The organism is Micromonospora sp. WMMD710, from assembly GCF_029626045.1.
GTDB lineage: Bacteria > Actinomycetota > Actinomycetes > Mycobacteriales > Micromonosporaceae > Micromonospora.
The window spans coordinates 4,494,543-4,514,112 of sequence record NZ_JARUBD010000001.1 but is presented as its reverse complement, the minus strand read 5'-3'; the positions used below and the strand labels follow the sequence as shown (position 1 = coordinate 4,514,112).

Below are 19,570 nucleotides of genomic sequence, written 5' to 3'. Positions count from 1 at the left end.
TCGACTCCACCTGGAAGGACCTCTCTCTGTGGGCCCCGACGCCACACTCACGCTCTTCGGTACCGACAACCTCGTGGAGCCCTCAGGCGACCCCAACCGGTTCACACAACGCTGGCGGCTGATCGCCGCCGGTGTCTCTAACGTGTGGCGCTACGGGGACCTGATCCTCGACGCCGCTACCGGCCGCCTATTGCTGCGCGGGCCCAATGGCACCGGCAAGACCACCCTGCTGGAAGGCTTGTGGCCTTACCTGCTGGACCTCAACGCTCAGCGTCTGTCCGCCGGCAAGGCACGCCCGACAACGCTGTCCTCACTGATGCGCGAAGGCGCGACCGGCAAACGCCGTTGCGGTTTCCTCTGGCTGACCTTCGCCGCCCCTGCCGAGGAGGGCATCTGGTCCTACGGGGCCAAGCTGCTGTACACCGAGGGCAGCTCACCGCAGGTCAAGGTGACGCCCTTCATGGCTGCCGGCATGCCGCTGCAGGACTTCCCGCTCTACGGTCCCAACCGTGAGCAGCTCGCCGCGGACGAGTTCGAGCGGCACATCACGAGCCTCGGCGGCCAGGTCTTCGACGACGAGGAGGACTACGTCACGCACCTGGCAAACCGCGTATGGCGTACCGGTGAGCCGGAACTGGCTGACCTTGCCACGCGGTTGCGGGCGGTACGAAATCCCACCCTGTTGGGCGCGGTGTCTCCCCGTGAAGCAGCCGACGCGCTGCGGGACTCCTTGCCCAGCGTGTCCGATGATGTCGTCGCCGCTACCGCCGATGCTCTGGCCGAGTCGGAGACCACCCGGACCGTCTTCCGCAACGACAGCACGGCCGCTGATGCGATCACTCAGTTCGCCCAAGCGTGGGGCGGTCACGTCGTCGACGTTGTCGGCAACGCTCACCAGCAACTGCATGACGCGGTAAAGACCTTCGGGCAAGTCAAGGCCAACCTGCGACGCCTCGAAAAAGTGTTGAAAGAGGCTGAGGACTCCGAAACGGAGGCAGGAGAGCAGCTTGAGGACCTCAAGTCCGAGCACCGCAAGCTGACCGCGCTCGTCGCCGAACTGGGGAATAGCGCCGCGTTCAAGAACGCTGGCCGCCTCGCTGACCTCAAGAACACATGGACGGCCCGCCAGGACCATGCCGGCGGGCAGATGGATCTATTGGAAGTGGCTGCCCGGTCCGCGGCCAGCCGCGCGGAGCAACTGCACCACGCCGTCGCGCAACTGCACCAGGACCTTGAAGACCTTCGCGCCCAAGCTTTAGCTGTCGACGGCCGCGCCCTGGACAACGCCCGCGACACGTTCACCAGTACGACCAAGCCCCGCGCGGTGTATCAGGTCCGCGATCGGTTCGCAGATGCCGGCCCTCACCACACGATCACCGTCAACGACGGCGCGGTCGACGACACGGTCGCGCGATGGAAGGAGATGGCCCAGCAGCACCGCACGCGTGCCCACGACGCACGCCTCGCACACATTGATCATCAGGAGGCCAAGGAGGCGCAAGACGCCGCCGACGCCGCCGGGCTGAAAAGCCGGGAACTGCGCGGACAGGCCGAGAAGACCGCCACCGAAGCGAGCAAGGCTCGGCGCCGTGCCGCAGAAGCCGCGCAAACATTGCTACAAGAGGCGGACGAGTGGGCCCGGCGGTTCCCGCAACTCGCCGCAGCTGACCTGGCCGCGCTGACTGCCGACCTTCCCAACTCGCAAGCTGAGCAGGTACGCGGAGACGACATCGAGCTGTGGGAAACCCATGACCTCGTGGAACTCCGCGTTGCCGAACCGGCCCAAATCATCGCTGAGATGGATCGTTGGGCGTCGCAGACGAACGTTGTCGCAAACGCCGCCGCACAGGCCCACCACTTTGCCGGCGAGACGCTGCGCGCCCAGGGCAGGGAACTCGCCGGCCATGCCACCAAGAAGCGCGAAGATGCCGCGAAACTGCGGGCGGGGAAGCTGCTGCCGGTTCCTCGGCCTGCCTGGTGCGAGCCGGGCGACGATGATCAGACCGTCGCTATGGCCGTCGATTGGCACCATTCCGTCCCCGAAGGCACACCGCGCGCGTTGATCGAGGCCGCACTGTCGGCCAGCGGATTGCTCGGGGCCACCATCACCGCGTCAGACGTGCGGACCGAGGCATGGACCGTCACGGCCACCGGCAACACCGTCGCGCACAACCTGACCTCGGTGCTGACCGTCGATCCGTCCCACCCGCACGCCGATATCGTGATGGCCGTCCTCAACCGGATCGGCCTTGCCGACAGCGCCGAGCGCGGCGACACCAACACCCTCATCGTCGGGCGGGACGGGACATTCCGCATCGGCCCGCTCCACGGCCGGCCCGCACTAGTCGGCACCGACCTTGCGCAGGCGTCGCACGTCGGTGCCCGTCAGCGCCGCCAGGCAGCCTTGGAACACGCCGACGAGCTGGACCGCGCAGCCGGCGACCTCGACCAGCAAGCGGACCACCGCAAGCAGCTCGCGGACGGCCATGCCGCGACCATGCGCGCTATGCGCAACGCGGCCGGCCGATTTCCTGCCCGCAGCACCGCGCGCGCCCGCGAGACCGAACGCGCCGCTGTCGCCGCCGCAGCCACCGACGCCGACAAGGCCGCCTCAGCCGCCGAGAGCGCAGCGGCCGAGAAGTCCGACACGGCAACCCTCCTGCAGCAGGAATGGAAGCAGCGCACCGCAGCCCGGGGCCTTCCGGTCACCATCACCGAACTCGAAGAGATCGCCGACACCGGAGACCAGCACGCCCGACGGCTCACGGAGCTATTCACCATGCTCGACGACCGGCTGCGCCCACGCCTGCGCCGCCTCGCCGCGGAGGCCGCTGCGGACACCACCGAGTCGGTGAAGCTGCCCACCCTTCACCTGCAGGCCAAGAGGGCTGCCGACAACGCCGACAGCGCTGGCGCCGAATACGAGGCTTTGAGAATCGCCGTCGGAGCCGACGCCGAAACCGCGGTGACCGACCACGCCACCGCTAAGGACGACCTCGCAGACAACGCCGCAGCCCAAGATGTGCTGCAAGATGCTCTGCGTGACGCTAGCCGCCGAAGCGCCGATACCCGTGCCCGTATCGATGAGGCAGATAAAAAGCTGACCGAGGCCGGCCCACGAGTCGACCAACTGCGCGAGGAACTGATGACTCTGCTCGACGTTCCCGGGGCCCGGCAGGTCCTGTTCAACCGGGCTGCCGCAGAGCCAGAAAAGGCCGACGCTGTGTCGGCTGACACGGCCACCGTTGAACGCATCCAGGAGCCGACGCACGCCAGCGACAGCATCGATGCCCTGCTCGAGACTGTCGCTGCTGCGGTCAGCGCCTTCGGGCCGACCACCCGCCGCATGCTGCGGGAACGCTACGACCAGTGCCGTACGACGCTCGCCGGCATATGGACCCTCGACCCCGGCGAAACCGTCAAGGGCTTGGACACCTTCGTCCTCATCCACGACAACATCGCCTACACCCCACCGGCAGCAGCGACGCGCGCCGAGCAGCTACGACGACGTGCCCAGCAAGCCCTCGATGCCGCCGAGGAGTCAGCTCTCGACCAGTTCGTCATCGGCCGCCTGCCGCACGCGATCGGTGCCGCCTGGCAGAGCATGCACGACTGGGTCATCGACGTGAACAAGAAAATGAAACGAGCGTCCGCTTCCTCCGGCGTCGGGGTTCGAGTGAGCATGGCACTGTCCAAGGACCTGCCCGCCGCCGCGTACACAGTCCACAAGTTGTGCTGCCTGTCCAGCCACACCGACCACACGTCTGAACAACGCGCTGAGGCCGGTGCCGCCCTTCAGGCACTTATCGCCGCCGCTGACGGCGACACCATGGCTGGGCGCGTCACCGATGCCATCGACATCCGCAGCTGGGTGACCCTCACCTACGAGATCACTCGACCCGGCGCCGAACCCCAACGTTGGACCAGCAAGACGGGCCTGTCCGGAGGCGAACGGCGCCTCGTCGTCCTCGCACCCATGCTCGCCGCCGTCGCCGCAACCTACGACCGGCTCGACGCTGCCAGTCTGCGACTGGTCGCCCTCGATGAGGTCCCCGCCGAAGTCGACGAACGAGGTCGCGAGGGTCTGGCCCGCTTCATCGCCGAACTTGACCTCGACCTCATCTGCACCAGCTATTTGTGGGACGGCGCGCCCGGCGCCTGGGATGGAATCGACGCCTGGGACCTCGAAGCCGCCGCCGACGGCACCGTCATCGGCTTCCCCATGCTGATCCGAAGCCTCGAGGACATTCCCGGCGACCAGACGGAGACGCCCGCATGACCGCAACCCCCAACCCCCCGGGACTCTCCGACCCAATTGGCCACAAGCCAGGGCCGTGGTGCGCGCCGCCGTGCCGTCAAACGGACCTCACCCCGCTGCTTCATCCAAGCCTGACCTGGCTCTGGAAACACCTCGCCGCTGTCGCCGACAAGCGCGGCGACCGGCACCTCACCGACGGCAGCACCCGGATCACTATGCCGGCCGAGCCTGGGCACCGTGCCGCTGCCGTGGGTCTGCTTAGGTTAAGGACACCACGTCCCGGGCAGCAGATCCGCGTCGACCTCGCCTCGCTCGCGCAACGCCTACGCGCCCGCCACAACGAACTAACCCCCGGACTCGTCGCCGCCCACGCTGTCCAGCGCGTCCTGGCAGCCAGCGCCGAGGCGACCGCCAGACGCGAAGCGGCGCTCGATCAACTTCACCAGACCGCAGTTAACGAATTCGCCGCCATACCCGCCACGGCTGCCCACCGACCCGACATCGACCAATTGTGGCCCCTGCTGAAGCGCCGCGGAACTGTTGGACGGCTGGAGAAAATCGAGACTCGCGACGCCATCCTTCGGCAGGCCGCAGCCGTCATCGCCCGTCTGCCGCACCCCGACCAACGCGTCGACCGTCGACGCCTCGCCGAAGCGGCCACCGGCTCCCCACACGCTCTCGACAGCGGCACTCTGCCCGGTCTCATCCTGACCACCCTCGCCGGCGCGGGAGCCCTCGACCCTGCCCTGAAAAGGCGAGCCGCATGGGCAGCCCTCGGCGTCAACTGCGACGACCTGACCGGAGGCCTCACCACACTCGGCATCTACCCCGCGGGCTGGCAATTACCGTCTACTGAAACCCCAACGCTCACCCCGCGTGTGCTCGCACGGTGCGACTGGCCCCGTCCAACCAGCCCGAACAGTTGGGTCTTCGTCACCGAAAACCCATCCGTCGTGACGGCCGCCGCGGACGTCGCCGATGAGCAACCGGAACGCCAACCACCATTGCGGGTCATGTGCACCGTGGGCACCCCATCCGCCCTAGAGATCAACGCACTAGGACGGCTCGCCGCCACCGGCTGGAACATCGCCGTCCGCGCTGACTTCGACGAAGCCGGCTTGAACCATACAAACGCCCTCCTGGCCGGCATACCAGGGGCAACGCCGTGGCGGATGAGCGAAAGCGACTACCACGCCAGTCTTTCTGACGACACCGACGCCGCCCTGGACACTCTGCGACTCCCGGACACCCCGTGGAGGCCCGCCCTCCACGCAGCGATGCGCGAGAGAAAGGCCGCCGCGTACGAGGAGAGCCTCATCGAAGACCTCCTTCAGGATCTTCTCGCTGGACAACCCCAACGCGACGGCTGGGTTCTAACGATTGATTGAGGTCAAGCTACAGCTCCTGGCAGGGGGACCTAACGTGCGGCCACGGCGCGCCCGCGAGTGGGCCGAACGTCGACAGGTGTGACCATGGTCGCGAGACGCAATTCGCCAGGCATCGGCCGTGCGTCGTCATGTCAACATGCCACGACTAAGATCGTCGTTGATGATTCGATCGCGTTCCTCCGGGCTGGCCCAGCGCGCACGGCTGCCAGTGAACGTCTTCTCGACGACCAGGACATGGTCTGCAATCTCAGTGATGGCGCGCATGTGGCTGATCACGGTGACGAGTCGGCCCTCGGTGCTGTGCGCGGTGAGGGCGTGCAGCGCGTCGCGTAGCACGCCGGCGTCCAGTGAGCCGAACCCTTCATCCAGGAACAGGGAATCGAGACGGCCGGTAGCGCGGCTGGCAAGCTCCACGACGGCGAGCGCCAGAGCGAGGCTGGCCTGAAAGGTCTCTCCGCCGGAAAGCGTCTCGACGGGTCGGGGCTGACCGGCGTCCGTATCGATGATGCGGAAGTTCGGTGCGAAGCCGAATTTCCCACCTGAGATGGTGTGAAAGATGTTACTTGCGGTACCGAGCAGGGCGCGTTGGCGCTGCTGCACAGCATTCGAGATGAACTTGCTCGGTGCCAAGAGCGCCACGAGTTCGCCGAGAGCCTTGACGGTTGGGGTGGCCCCGTTGATACGCCGTTCCAGTTCCTCGACCAGAGGTAGGTGCGCCTTAGCTTTCACTACGGCTTGCGATGCGCTGTAGTGAACGTTGCTTGCCTGCCTGATCATGCTCTCAAGGTGATCGTCGTCGTCAACTTGAGAGCTGCGGCGTACGTCGTCTGCGGTCTGTCGGGCGGCGGTGATGGCACGCACAGCCTCGCTCGCAGTATCGCCGCATCGCTCCGCGAGGTGGATGGCGTGGCGTTCTAGACCGCTACCCCAAGAGGCCTCGGCGCTCAATGCTGCGTCGATCGGACCGTCCGGATAGGGCTCGATGGCCAAGAGCCTCGCTGCTTCCTGGGCGCGGTCGAGCAGGGTGTCGAGTTCGCGGCGAAGTGCGGCAGCCGGGTATTCGACCTCGAGCCGTTTCTCCGCTTCCAAGCTGTCGGCCGCGACCTTGAGGTCGGCGTGCTGCCCATCAACGGCGGTGAGGTCGTCGGACAGGCGCTTGAGTTCCTGCTGACGCCGTTCGGCAGCCAGCTGGCACTGCTTAATGTCTGGTAACGCGAGGTCGCTGTTGGGTCGATACGCCCGAACGATCGTGCGGCGTGCCTGGCCGAGGGCGACCAAAGCGTCCTCGTGTACGGCTACGTCCTCGTCATACTTCGCCGCTCGTTGCCCGTGAGCCTGTTCCATGAGAGGTAGCTGATCTTCCACCGTCTGGCAACGCTCTCGCGCATCGGTCCGAGCGCGCGTCATCTCGTCGTGCCGCGCCTGCGTGGCTTCTACCGCCTCAAACAGACCACGGAGCAGGTCGTCATCCAGCGCGTCGAGGTCGACGTTGCCGAGGATCTCCTGGGTAGCAGTGAGGGTGCGACTCGCATTGGCTGCGGCACGAGTTCTCTGCTCCGCGGCAGCGAGAGCCTCCTTCATCGCCTGCTTGACGCGCTCCTCCGCAGCGGCGACGTCCGCACTGGCCTGCTTAGCGGTCTTGCGGGCCGCCTTGACGGCAGCCTCCGTTGCTCGGGGAGCCGCATTAGCGGGGGCGATGAAGCCTACCGGTAGATCACGACTGCATACCGGGCAAGGATCTCCTGGGGCGCAGCTTTCTGCGGCGGTGGCCGCAGCATGCGACTTCACGGCAAGAGCCTGATCGGCCTCCCGCGCGGACACCTGGCTGTCAGCCTTCTCGGCCTCGTTTTGAGCGATGGCTGCGGCGGCTGTTGTGCCTTCAACCTCTTTTAGGGCGGCGACGTGACGCGCGTCAGCCTCTCGCCGGGTCTGGCTGGCCTGCCGAAACTCCGAGAGGACCTTGCCGGCGGCTGCGTGGCGCTCCTTTGCACCCGTGAGGCGCGATGACGCTTCGAACGCAGCCTGACTCGCCGGCCCGAGGGCCTCACGCAGTTCCTCCAGGATGGCCTTTTTGTTGTCGATGGCAATCTGAGAGACCTGGATCTCATCTTCCACCTTCGCTAGCCGCACCTCTTGCGCGTCGATTCGGGGCACCTGCTCGGCGAGCAGCCCCAGAGTGGTGACGGCCGAGGTGGCGGCCTCAAGCCCTGTGCCTTCCTGGTTCGCCTGTTGGAGTTGGTCGCGTAGTTCCCGCTGCTTTCGGTCGGCTTCAGCAAGTCGTCCATTAAGTACCTGGCGGCGTGTGGCGATGTCGATGTCGGCCGTGTGGAGTCCTTGGTAACGCGGTTCAACCCCTTTGGGCACAGCACTGAGCAGGCGTGTCCGCATTTGCTCGTATGTGTCGCGTCGCTTGCCAGCCTTGGCCGAGGATGCCGCTGCCTCCGAGATCCTCTTCCGCGCCGCCTCCAACCCGTTGAGGCGCTTCTGTGCGGCGAGTTGGCGCTCCGATGACTCGGCGAGGGTCTTGGCGGGGTCGGGAAGGAAGGCGGCGCGGCGCTTCTCGTAGTCCGCCAGGCGGGTCGCGAGCTGGGTGTGCAGAGTCTGGGCGTGCTCCCGCACCGCAGTCAGCTGGTCGAGGCCGAGCACGGATGTAAGGGCCTTGGTGCGATCGGCAACCTTCAGGTGCAGGAGTTCAGCGAATCGGCCCTGTGGGAGGACGACCGCTCGCAGGAATGTCTCGTAATTCAGCCCGACGATGCGACGGATCGCCTTGTTGACTTCCTTGGCGCCAGTCGCGGCGATCGAGTCGAGATCCTCCGCGAAGAGCTTGTGTACCGCCGATCCTCGAGGGCCGGTGGAGCGTTCGACGCGCCACACCTGGGTGTTGACCATGAACGTGAAATCCACGCTGATGCTGCCGTTGCCGCTGTCTGAGATGAGGTCTGAGACGCTGCCGCTGGTCCAGCTGCACCGGTTGTAGAGCGCGTAGCAGATAGCGTCGAGGACGGTCGATTTGCCCGACCCGGTGTCGCCGACGATCGCGACGAAGTTCTTTCCCGTAAAGTCGATGGTTTGCTGCTCCGGGTATGAGCGAATCCCGGTGAAGGTCAGCATGTGCGGCTTCATGAGACGAGTTCCCCCTCGTCGTCGGGGACGATGAACGCGGCGGGGTCCTTGGCGAGGAGGTCTTCGGCGGGAAGCCTCGGCGGCTGCTCATCGTCGACGTGGTCGAGCAGGATGTCGAAGAGTTCAGCGACCTGTTCGGCTGGGGCGTCGTTGGTTCCCCGTTCGGCGAGGAAGGTGCGGAACATCGTGGGGTTGTCTGGTTCGCCCTCGGCGGGCGTGTCGGAGGTGACGAGGTCAAAGGTGCGATCGGCGCACACTTCGGCGATGTCCACGATGGCCGCGTCCGGAAAAATCTCTCGGACCTGGCGGGACAGATCTGCCTCGTGAGTCTGGGTGTTGACGGTGATGTGACAGATCTCGTCAGTGATGGCCGCCGCCTGCGACCGGAGTTGGTCGAGGCTGCCGCTGAGTCTCATCAGCCGTCGGCCAGCGCGCAGCGGCACACGGTCAATCCGCGTCGGCCCGTTGGGCTCCATGTGTGCCACGACGATGCTCTTGTCCTCGCCGGTCTCACCGAAGTCGAGTTGGATTGGTGAGCCGGCGTAGGCGCCGATGACGCGGCTGCCTGGCAGAATCTGCGGCTTGTGAATGTGCCCGAATGCAGCGTAGTTGACCTGTGGAATTTGTTCTGGATCCGTCACGTAGAAGTCGCTGGTGTGAGTGGGATTCTCAGTTCGGGATGGAATGCTGCCACTGACGTACTGGTGGGTCGCGAAAATGGTGACATCCGTGGATTGGTCAAAATCCTGACGCAGTTCTTGCAGCAGTAGGTGCTGCAGGTGCGCGAGGAACTTCGCGTAGCTGTCGCGACGTCCGTCTGGGTCGTCCAGTGCGCTGACGACGCGGTTGGCGGTGATGAACGGTAGAGCGGCGACGTGCAATCTGCCGGTGCCTACCGGAAACCGTAGGACGGTGCCACCGCGCATGGCGTCAGGGTCTGCTACGAAGTGTATACGGTCGCCGTGTCGCATGAGTCCGTGCAGCCAGTGCAGAAGCGCAGCGGAATCATGGTTGCCGCAGATGACGACAACGGGCGCAATCGCAGCGAGATCCTGCAGCGCATCGGTGGCAAGCCTGAGGGCATGCACGGGAGGACGTTGCTGATCGAAAAGGTCGCCGCTATGGATGATCAGGTCGGGTTGTTGCTCGGAAGCGATCCTAATGACTTCGGCGAGAACCGCCTGATGGTCAGGTGCTCGACTAACGCCCCAGACAGTTCGCCCGAGATGCCAGTCGGAGGTGTGGACGATCTTCATCGTTTCCTCTTTGAGGTCGGTCGACGCTGCGCGCCGACTCTCGATCGTGTGACGCCTCTTACAGGGACTGGCAGCAGGTGGCGTGGCCGACCGCCGAGTCTTTGGAGGGCGGGGTGGTGCAGATGCCTGACCGGCACTTACTAACTGGCGCGGACGAGGTGGTGGCTCAGGTGCTCAAGCATGGACTGATTCGCTTCCCACCCGTTCGGAAACCTGGGCTCGGTGTACAGCGGAACAGGGTCGACGGTGGGGTGGGCGTCCAACATTTCAGCGATACCGGCCCGCCCGACGACGATGCAGGCGTGCCGGTGTCGAGACGTCAAGACACACAGACGTCCAGACTCGAGGTGGAAAGCGCTGGCGTCGCGGCGTCCCGATAGTGGATGTAGGACGACCACGACGTCGAACTCCGCACCTTGCAGACGGTTAGCGGTGTCAACCACGCGGATCTTCGACCCGCCAACACGGTCCAGTTCCTTTCGGATTGCCGCCACCTGGTCGCGGTGCACCGCGCCCACGGCGACTCGGTCAGGACGGACGTGAGCGCCAGCAGGCTGATCCAACGACTCGACCATGGCTCCACGCTGTAACACTCGGACGGCCATGGCGGCGACCGCTCCAACTGCCTCCGCATCGGTGCGCAACGTGTGGCGTGCCGGGAGTTCGTAATAGGCCCAGCCAGTGCCCGCTGCGGTGTCCAGCGCCCGGTCCAGGGTGGTGCCGAAGCCGTTGGTGGCAAACCACATCCGGCGCGTCCCCTGCCCAGGAGCAGACGTGAAGGGCGCGAACGGATAGAACGCTGCCGAGACCGGTGCGGACGCCGACGGAGGGAGCCTCCACGAGTGGCGTAGTTGAAACACTGGTATGGCGGGATTGTTGGCGATCATGGCTGCAACGGCGCTCTGTAGGGGGTTCCACGGAAGCCCGGTCCACCGCTCAACGTTGACGACCGAGAAGGGGTCCAGTTGGCCGGGATCTCCGACGAACATGGCACGATCAAACATGGGAGCGAGCCCTAATAGGGTGTCAGAACGCATCTGGTACGCCTCATCGATGACCCCCCAGCGGGTTTGGTCGGTGATTGCGGGGTCGAGCCACTTCGCGGCGGTCCCCACCACGACGGGTACCTGAGACAGGTCGCCAATTTTCCGGCCGATGATCACGTTCGGTCGCCTAAGGGAGTCGTGCGGCTCGTACTTGAGGCTTGTGTATCGTCCGACTTGTAGGTCCGGTGCTCGACGCGCGATCTTGTCAACAAGGTCATCAACCTGCGAGTTGGTTTGCGCTACGACGCGCACCGGCTCGCCGGCAGCCGCCAAGTGCAACGCGGTATGGATCACAGCCCGGGACTTACCCGCCCCCGGCGGAGAGTCGAGGACGACGCCCGGTTGCGACCCATGCAGCAGGGCGTCGACAGCCTGTGTGACGGGGTCGGGAACAAGGTCGCTCATTCCCACTCCTCCTCCGCGTCTTCCTCAGTGGGGATATAGGGCGTAGGGGGGCCGCCGTGCGTCCACGGTGTTTCCTCGATCCGGGGTAGCGCGGGTGTCCGTCGGAAGTTGTCGCTGAACAAGCTGTAGCAGATTTCCTCCCCTATGCTCGGAACGGTGCCCGGGGCGGGTTCACGTCGGTTGCCCATTCCCTCAGACAGTTCGAGTTCGATCTGTAGGCCGCCATCGACCTCAACGATGTCCTTGATTTCGGCCCTTTGGCGTGGCCGTGCTGGGCTGCAAAGGCCAGTCTCGTCGCTGGTCAGGCGTACCGGGTCGGTTGTTTCAACGATGATGCGAGGAAGCTTCCTCGCGCCGACGCGCAGGTTGGGCCGTGCCGCAGTCACGATGCCGACGAACGCCTCGCCGAGCATCCGGGCCTCTGCCATGACGAGCGGGTCGTCGAAAGCTCGCTGGGCCTCATACCTGGCGTGATGGCGCTCAAACTCGTGTAGGCGGCGCGCAGCCTCCACAGCCAGGTCACGCTTGCGCTGCGCACCGGGGCTCGTCGCGATCCAATCGGCGGTCCGAGTAAGGGCCGCCAAGTCGTCTTGCCACCGCTGGTCGACGTGGTCGCCGGGATCTAAGCCTTCGAGCAGGTCGATAGCCCGCCAGACTTGGTGCCAGGTATCAATGAGCTGCGTGTGTAGTTCGGATTCGATCTGCGACTGAACGTGGTCACGGGCGGGGGAGTTGTGGACGGTCTCGTGATAGCGCTGGATTAACGGCGCTAGGACAGTGTTGTCGAAGCTCGGGTCGGTGGACGGGCCAGCGGGCGGATGTTCGACCGGGTCCTCCATCCGATCAGCAGCTTCCACCCCGGTCAGCCCGTCTCCGGGTTCGATCCACGCCAGGAGCGTGCCTAGATGCTCGTCCTCCTCGGCGCTCTGCCCGGTTGCCCAATGCTGCGACAGCGCTGCCGTCGCTGGCACCAGCAGACTGGACCCCGCGTACAGGGTGCGGTCGGCGTAGAACGTCAACCACTTCCCCATCCTGGGCACGTTGGCCGGCACCTTCCATGGCCCGGTGGTCTTGCGGAAGCGCGTCGACCTCCCGAGCATCCGCACGAACTCGGCGCCGGCCCGGTTCGGCACCCAGATTTGCGGCGCATCAGAGCACTGCATCACGCCCTTGCCCGCGCCACGTTTCGGTATCCGCCGCTCGGCATCCTGCAGGATCTCCTTCATAAAGATCCGAGCGAGCTTGTGGGCAAACTCGAACCGCTGATCGCGGTTGCGGGGCTGCGCCACGACGAGCAAATGCGGATCCTTCTGGTCCGTACCGATCATGGCGGCTACAGGCGCATGGGCCTCACCTGCCATCGCTAGCGGGATGAAGACGAGCGGGTGCCGGCCGATATGCACGTGTCGTACCGTGGTGAGTCGCTGTGCACGGCCTCGGTCCACGGCCAAGGCCCGCCCTAGGGAAGTCAGCACAGTCATGCTGCACCCCCGAGAGCCGCCGCGCGGTAGCTGTTTGCCAGTTGGAGCATCTGCGCCTGCTCGACCTGGTCTGCGGCCGGGCGCCGAACTCCCATGGCCAGCCCGACCGCCTCGGCCACCGATTCCAGGCCGCCCAGCTCTCCGCGCACCTGCCGGCCCAGCGCGGCAGTCGAGCCCCGTTCATCGTTGCGGCAAAACTTCGCCAGCTCGCACACCCTGAAACACTGAGGCACGTAGTGAGCCTGGACCTCGCGCAGAGCCCGTATGAGTTCGGCCGCCGGTCTGAGGTCGAGTTGGTCCTGGTCGCGCCACCGGTCGAGCGTCGCTCCACGAGAAACGTCAGCGACGATGCTGTCGAGACGCCGCATCCGGGTGAGCTGCCGTCGCACGGCTGCCACCTGATTCGTTACGTCGATCTTGACGGCCACCGGCCGGTTGGTGAAGTCCTTAGGGCAGACAAGGACCGCATGGCTGGAGACCATTCCTTCGTCGAGGCCGCGTGAGCGCAGCAGTTCCCGCATGGCGTGCACGTAGACCGCGGCCTGCACCTCGGCAGCCGCCACACTGCTGTCTGCGGCCTGCCCGTCGATTATCGCGAAGGACTTGATTTCCACCACGTGAAACTTTCCGTTAGCACGGAAGGCAACCAGATCAGGTTCGAGGTGCACCTTGTATCCGGCAACATCAAGCTCCAGTACCGGTCCGTCGAAGAAGGTTCCCGCTTCGTCGCTTAAAGCAGCTGCCCGAATCAGCACTTGTGCGGTGTGTCGGTGGCGGACGGAGAAGCTGTCGTTCCCTCCCACACTCTTGAGATCGTCGTAGGACACCTCAGGGAGGGTGAATCCGAGGACCGCTCGGAGTAGCGTCAGCAGCTGAGCGCACCCGTTGGCTTTGACCTGGGCTTCGAACGAGTTTCCTCGAGTGATCGCGAACTGGGACTGGTCGGCCGGCATAGGAAAGTCGATCGCTGCCGCAAGATCACTTTTGTTGATTCCAGCCGCGTCGAGCAGCGCGCGGCGATGGCAGGCCGGATTGCCGGTCAGGGCGGCGATTGCCCTGGCATCCAAGCCCTTGCGTTTACCTGACCCCCGCAGCGCGTCGAGACGCGCCGTAAGTTCGTTCACGTGCTCTTCCTTCGCGTGGAGTTGCGAATTCGGCAGACCTACTGGCCCTTGGTGGTCGCGGTTGCCAGCTTCAAGGCGACGCCGAACATCTGCTGAGAATCGTCAAGCTGATTGAGTGCTCGCCGGGCAGCCGCTTCGCGGTGCGACAGATCGGCATCGTGGTGTACCTGAAGCTCCGCCAACGCTGCACGTTGGACAATGTTCGGCTTCATCGTTCCGAAGGACCTGGCGCCGCCAGGGATGTTGGACGCGAACTCCCACAGCAGGCGTTGTGCTGGGAGTGTCGCCAAGTCGGACTGGCTCAGGTGCTCCGCCAGACGGACGGCGGCGGTAAGGAAGTGAACTCTCTGGCTCAGCGGGCCAGCAATCCTCTCGGCCAGCGGCCAGGTGGAGACCGCTAGCAGACCGCGTGCCGGCGACAGATGATCAGCCGTCAGGACGGCGCACAGGTAGTAGGGCCGGCCATAAGGTGCAGCCTTGAATGAATTGGCTTCGTCGCGACGCAGGCTCGTCAGCTGCGTCCCGGTGAGCGCCCCAGCGAACAGTGCCGCGTGGAGCGCCACGATCATCTTCGGTGCCGCAGGCACGGTCAGGAATGTCAGCACCTGGTGCACCTGCTCGCGTACTGGAAGCAACGACGCTGTTGGAGCCTTCGCTTCCAGATCCTCGCCCGGGTCGTGCCCGGTAATGGCAAGGATGGCCACGTCCCATTCTGCTTCGACCGCGCGCAGCTCCGCGCGTAGTCGCTTCGCTCGCGCGCGGTCGCCGGCCATCACGGTCCGCCGCACCTCGGCGCGGAGGGCGCCGATTCGCTGCTCAAGAAGGTCCATTGGCTCGGCCACTCCGGGAGACTATAGTCCCCGGACTCTTCCAGCAAGTTCCTGTGTTTTCCCGAGAGCGTGTCGTTGGTGTGTCGCTCTCACCGCTCGCCCGCCTGTGGTCGCCGTCGCGCCACACTGGTCGTCTCTGCGGCCTGTCTGAGGCCGACAGGAGATGCGGCCATAGTTCAGGGGGACCCTCGACACGTGAGCCTGAAACCGGATAGGCGGGGAGTTTCCGCGTCGGCGGTCGGAGTGGGCGTAGCAGCCGTTGTTGCGGGCTGTGCGCGGTCGGAGGCCCGGTGTGGCGATCTCCCGCGGCAGGTGATGTTGGATCGAACCCTGGTGAGCTGGGCGTGCGTGCCATCCCGTGGGGGTCCGTTCTAGGGCGGATGGCTGGTGTAGCAATGTGGAGTCGTGGCTCTGATCGAGGAACTGCTGCACCGGCGAACCGACCTGTCGACTTTCCTGATACACCTAACCCGTGACCGCCCCGACGCAACCGCGCGCCAGAACCTCCTAGCCATGGTGGGGAGCGGTGTTATCGAGGCTCGCACCGCATTCGGTCCTGCTGCCCCGCAGGAGCCGTACCTTGCCGTCGGGGCAACCCAGAAGGCGGTCTGCTTCACCGAAACGCCACTCGAACACGCATGGATGATGTTGGAGCACATCGATGGACGTTCCGTGCGTTTCCAGCCCTACGGGTTGGCCCTTACGAAGACCACTGCCCGCAAGGGCGGGTGTAATCCGGTCTGGTACTCGGACATCACACCCGGCCGTCCGTGGCCGATTACCTCAGTAAACGCCATGATCAAAGATGCCGTACGCCGTGCCACTACCGATGGAAAGGTTGACCCCGAGGCACTCAGCGAGGAGCCGATCTTCAAGGTCACCCCGTTCTTCGAGCAGATGGGGCCGACGACGTACCGCCGCAAAGAGTTCTGGTGGGAACGGGAGTGGCGGCACGTTGGCGATTTCAACCTCAGCTTCCCGAGCAGGATTGTGGCGATCTTCGCGCCCGCCGACGACCACGAGCACCTTCGTGAGGAACTCAGGCAGATCCACGATGCGTGGGGGAGGCGGCCCATCCTCGACCCTCACTGGGGACTTGAGCGCATGATCGCGGAACTGGCTCAAATTAGCGAAGAGCAGATCGGCCCCTTTCCCGAAGCCGGCTGAGAGGCGATACGTCCGCCGAGTGCCGCACGACGCCAGTGCCAGAGAACGTCTTGCAGCGGGCGACCGAGTGCTGAAGCCGGTGCCGGACACCTCGGCCGCGGGGATGAGCGCCCTTGTTGCGAAGGCGTCGTGGGTGGCGAGGTCACAACGAGGGAGTGGTCAGGCGAGGGCGAGGTGAATGCTGCCGGTAAGCCCTTATTGATCTTGCTGATGTGGTCGCCGTGTGGTCTCCAGCGGAGGTCACCCCGGGTCAATCCGTGCCACTTCAGGTCAACCGGGGCCAATGATCATGGTCGCAGACCCGTCCGGTGTGATCCGCGTGTGGTCGTCGGTTGGGCCGGCCCGCCGGGTCAACGCAGGTCAACGGGGGTCACTCCCTGCCCACGCGGGTCGACCCGCAGGTCGCTAGACTGGCCACTCGCGCCCCCGTAGCTCAGGGGATAGAGCATCGGTTTCCTAAGACGACGCTCTATCTGAACCCATATGCTGATGACCTGCGGGTTCCTATTTTGTATTCACTTCAGTGGGTCGCACACGCGCGTTGCTGTGGTCGCTTGCTGAAGATCAGCAGAGCTGACGTAAGTCCTGCTCAGGCCGTACTTTGGTCGGTCCGACGCGTTCATGCCGGAATCCGGCGAAGTTGCTGCGCCGCGTCAGTCTACGGTGCCGAGAGAGCCGGGGCCAGCAGCGTGACGGGTTTGGCTGCGCGTGCCGGGTGGTGGTGACCGACCCGGAGGGCTCGTCCGGTGAGATATTGGGCGAAGTCGGGGTGGCCGGTCCGGTTCTGCAGGGCGAGGCCGCTCTGGGCGGTTGTTGTGCAGGGCGGCACGGAGTTGGTCGTACTCGTCCTGTGGTGTGGCGGGGCTCGCTCGCAGGAGGTCAGCAATCGAGGCGGTGCGTGCGATTGGCCGCGCTCCTGCTGCGGGCTTGGTCAAGCCCGCGGGCTCTTGCGGGGGACGCGCAGGCAGGAATGAGTCCGATCAGACTTGGATTGCGACGGGAACGCCGACCTGCTGGGCGACGGGTGTCCAAATGTCGACGTCTTGTTCCGGGGTCTCGATGGATACGGCGAGAGCGTAGCGTGCGCCGGAGTCGCTGCCGTCACGCTTGGGGTTCTCCTTCCACCATCCAGTCACGGGGAAGATGGCTATGGCGCCGCACCCGGCGAGATCCGCCGCTTATCCTTCCCAGATATCGGTATGGAGGGAGCCTGCGGTTCGTTGATTACTCCCGAAGATCCACTGCTTGGCGTCATTGGTGCTACTCGGTCGGCGCTCCTCTTCGGCTAGCGCGCGTTGATTAATGCGCTTGCGGAAGAGTTCAGTGGACTCTGTAGGCCGCCGGATGTCGAAGCGAAGGCCGTGGGATGCGTAGCTGTATCTCCGTTGCCAACCGCGGCGTCCGGGGTTGGGCTCGATGAAGTACGACAATGTCACGCGCATCCTGACCTGCGCGGCTCCGAGTCCTGTCAGGACGTCAGTGGGCCATGGCAGGTCGTGAAGGTGCATCTCCCTCATGGTTCCGTCGCGGTAAGGGTGGATTGTGTCCTGAACGATAAGGGTGAGTGCGTCGCTTGCGCTGCGGGTCGCACGATCTAGGCTGGGTAGGCCCATTCCGTATCGTCTGTGGAGCTGATGGACCGCGGCCTTGCCTACCCTGCGGGCTCGGTCGACGCGCTGCTGCATGGCAGTCGTCCACTCCGCAGAATGGACGATCAGGGCACGAACCGTCTCAGGCCAAAGTGTCGGGTAGTCAGCAAGGATCGATGCGGCTAGGTGAGCAGCCTGGGCTGTGGCGGCGCTGGTTGCGCAGGTGGTTGTGAGGAGGCGTGCATCGACGCCCGGGTGTCGGGTGGTCAGCACCTGCAGGGCCTCTGGAGTGTCATAGCTCGTTCCCGCGGGCGAGCAGGCGACGTTGCCGCCTTCGAGCACGATGTCGGGCTTGACCGGCCACCTACGGCTGAACGGGACGGAAGTTCGGCTGTGTGGTGATAGCTCACCGCGGGGGGCAAGCGGTATCCAGCCGTCCCACATTTGCCCTGCGGATGCGAGATTATCCAGGCTTGTGTAGGCCCCCACGGTCAACGCGTTCCACGCTTGTCCGGGGTCCTCGACCGGCTCGACATCGTTTCGGGTCAGGTAGTCCTGCTGGAACTTGGTGCGCTCCACGTTCCCGGCGCTAATGAGGAAGAGGCGACGAGCTGCCTCCTCGGCCTGGTCAAGATAGACCAAGCCGTTGTCGGTGACGTCGATGCTTCTTCCGGCCGCGAGCGCATCGACAGCTGCAGACCACGACGTCGGTTCGCCCGTCACGCGACGGCGGCTGCCGTCCTCTTGGACCGGTCCTCCTTTTGCCGTAACAGCCATCGAGAATACCCGGCGACGCGCAGGCGCTTGAACCTCCACAAGGCTCGCCGCTGTGGCGGTAACTGCACCATGCAGCTCGGGTGGATGCGCCTGAGGAGGCGGCGGTACCAGCTTGACAGACTCTAGGCGGTGCCGAAGCTTTACTGGTCCCGCTGATCGTATGACCTTGCCAAGATCGCCATAGAGAGCGAGGCCGGCCATCTCTGTACCATGGCCACCGTGGTCGTCAAGCCGCCAATTCGGATCGCAAGAGTGGCAGTCGGTTAGGTCGAGTGAGTGTTCCAAGAGCGCATGGTTTTTGTGAACACCGGTATCGAGGATGCATACGGTGGGGGCTTCGGCTGAAGCGGCGCTTGTTCGGTCGACGAGTTGGTCTACCCACTCACGCTGTTCGCTGGCGGGCTCAGAGGCAATTTGTTGCGCGAGTTCATGAGGTTGACGTAGCTCAGCGAGGTCATCGAGCACGTCTAGGGCGGTTGCCAGATCCCGGGCGGTCGCTTCGACCAAGACGACCGTTCGGTCCGAGAAGCCCAGGGTACGCGGACCCATCCGGACTCCCGCCCGCTCGGCGAACTGCTGAAGACGGCCGATCTCGTTGCCGTCGCGGCGACGCAGCCACACTTCCCACCAGACGCGGGCATCCGGCTCTGGAAATTGCTCTGGCGGATCGGTCCATAGCGCCTCGACTGAAGCTAGCCTAACCGCTGCGATCCGGTCGACGAGGTTGGCGTTCTTCGGCTTGGCGTCATTAGTGGTCTCAGCGTAGCCCTCGAGCTTGGAGAAGAAGTGACCAAGTTTGCCGTCTGGGACGAAGACGGTCGCCTGCTCCACCGGTCCTGTTGGCGTTTCGACTTCATGGACCGAGACCAGTTCTGGTTGGAGACCCCTGCGCTGCGATTCCAGCGATTGGAGTGCTAGGCCGACGCCAGGAAAGCTCTCGAACACTAGATACAGGCCGTCGATTGCTCCTTCGACGGTCGCCTCTCGTTCCGCACGCCTAGCCTGTGCGGCTATGTCGACTTCTCTCAGTTGCTCGGAGAGCCGTTGCGCGTGAGCCTGACGATCCGAGGGTGCCGCCACGGTGCCGTTGTCGCCCCCGCTTCCGGGGCGGCGGTATGGCTCG

Annotated in this window: 10 protein-coding genes; 3 read left to right on the top strand and 7 right to left on the bottom strand. The window is 65.0% G+C overall.

Annotation, left to right across the window (positions count from 1 at the left end):
- Nucleotides 1-28: 28 nt before the first annotated feature.
- Nucleotides 29-4,279, top strand: coding sequence for an SbcC/MukB-like Walker B domain-containing protein (locus O7620_RS20765; protein WP_278124548.1), 4,251 nt, complete (start codon nucleotides 29-31; stop codon nucleotides 4,277-4,279).
- Nucleotides 4,276-5,646, top strand: coding sequence for a DUF2399 domain-containing protein (locus O7620_RS20760; protein WP_278124547.1), 1,371 nt, complete (start codon nucleotides 4,276-4,278; stop codon nucleotides 5,644-5,646). The genes O7620_RS20765 and O7620_RS20760 overlap by 4 nt, the downstream gene beginning before the upstream one ends.
- Before the next feature lie 126 nt (nucleotides 5,647-5,772).
- Here O7620_RS20760 and O7620_RS20755 read toward each other — a convergent pair whose 3' ends face one another.
- The 6 genes from O7620_RS20755 to O7620_RS20730 form a co-directional block, all read right to left on the bottom strand.
- A complete protein-coding gene (locus O7620_RS20755) occupies nucleotides 5,773-8,760 on the bottom strand; it encodes an SMC family ATPase (RefSeq protein WP_278124546.1) in 2,988 nt (995 codons plus the stop codon).
- An 8-nt stretch (nucleotides 8,761-8,768) separates the two neighbouring features.
- A complete protein-coding gene (gene sbcD, locus O7620_RS20750) occupies nucleotides 8,769-10,028 on the bottom strand; it encodes an exonuclease subunit SbcD (RefSeq protein WP_278124544.1) in 1,260 nt (419 codons plus the stop codon).
- A 140-nt stretch (nucleotides 10,029-10,168) separates the two neighbouring features.
- Nucleotides 10,169-11,479, bottom strand: a complete 1,311-nt coding sequence (locus O7620_RS20745; RefSeq protein ID WP_278124543.1) for an AAA domain-containing protein — start codon at nucleotides 11,477-11,479, stop codon at nucleotides 10,169-10,171.
- Nucleotides 11,476-12,882, bottom strand: coding sequence for a hypothetical protein (locus O7620_RS20740; protein ID WP_278124541.1), 1,407 nt, complete (start codon nucleotides 12,880-12,882; stop codon nucleotides 11,476-11,478). The genes O7620_RS20745 and O7620_RS20740 overlap by 4 nt, the downstream gene beginning before the upstream one ends.
- A gap of 74 nt (nucleotides 12,883-12,956) precedes the next feature.
- Entirely contained in the window at nucleotides 12,957-14,084 is a 1,128-nt protein-coding gene (locus tag O7620_RS20735; protein ID WP_278124540.1) for a hypothetical protein, read from the bottom strand.
- Nucleotides 14,085-14,122: 38 nt separating this feature from the next.
- Nucleotides 14,123-14,926: a hypothetical protein gene (locus O7620_RS20730; RefSeq protein WP_278124538.1), complete on the bottom strand. Its 804-nt coding sequence runs from the start codon at nucleotides 14,924-14,926 to the stop codon at nucleotides 14,123-14,125.
- Between the two features lie 393 nt (nucleotides 14,927-15,319).
- On the opposite strand from O7620_RS20730, the gene O7620_RS20725 reads away from it, so the two are divergent.
- The gene (locus tag O7620_RS20725) at nucleotides 15,320-16,081 is read left to right on the top strand and encodes an abortive infection system antitoxin AbiGi family protein (protein ID WP_278124537.1); all 762 of its coding nucleotides are present in this window, start codon (nucleotides 15,320-15,322) and stop codon (nucleotides 16,079-16,081) included.
- Between the two features lie 1,178 nt (nucleotides 16,082-17,259).
- Here O7620_RS20725 and O7620_RS20720 read toward each other — a convergent pair.
- Nucleotides 17,260-19,527 (bottom strand): S8 family peptidase, encoded by a 2,268-nt coding sequence (locus O7620_RS20720; protein WP_278124536.1) that lies wholly within the window; start codon nucleotides 19,525-19,527, stop codon nucleotides 17,260-17,262.
- Between the last annotated feature and the right edge of the window lie 43 nt (nucleotides 19,528-19,570).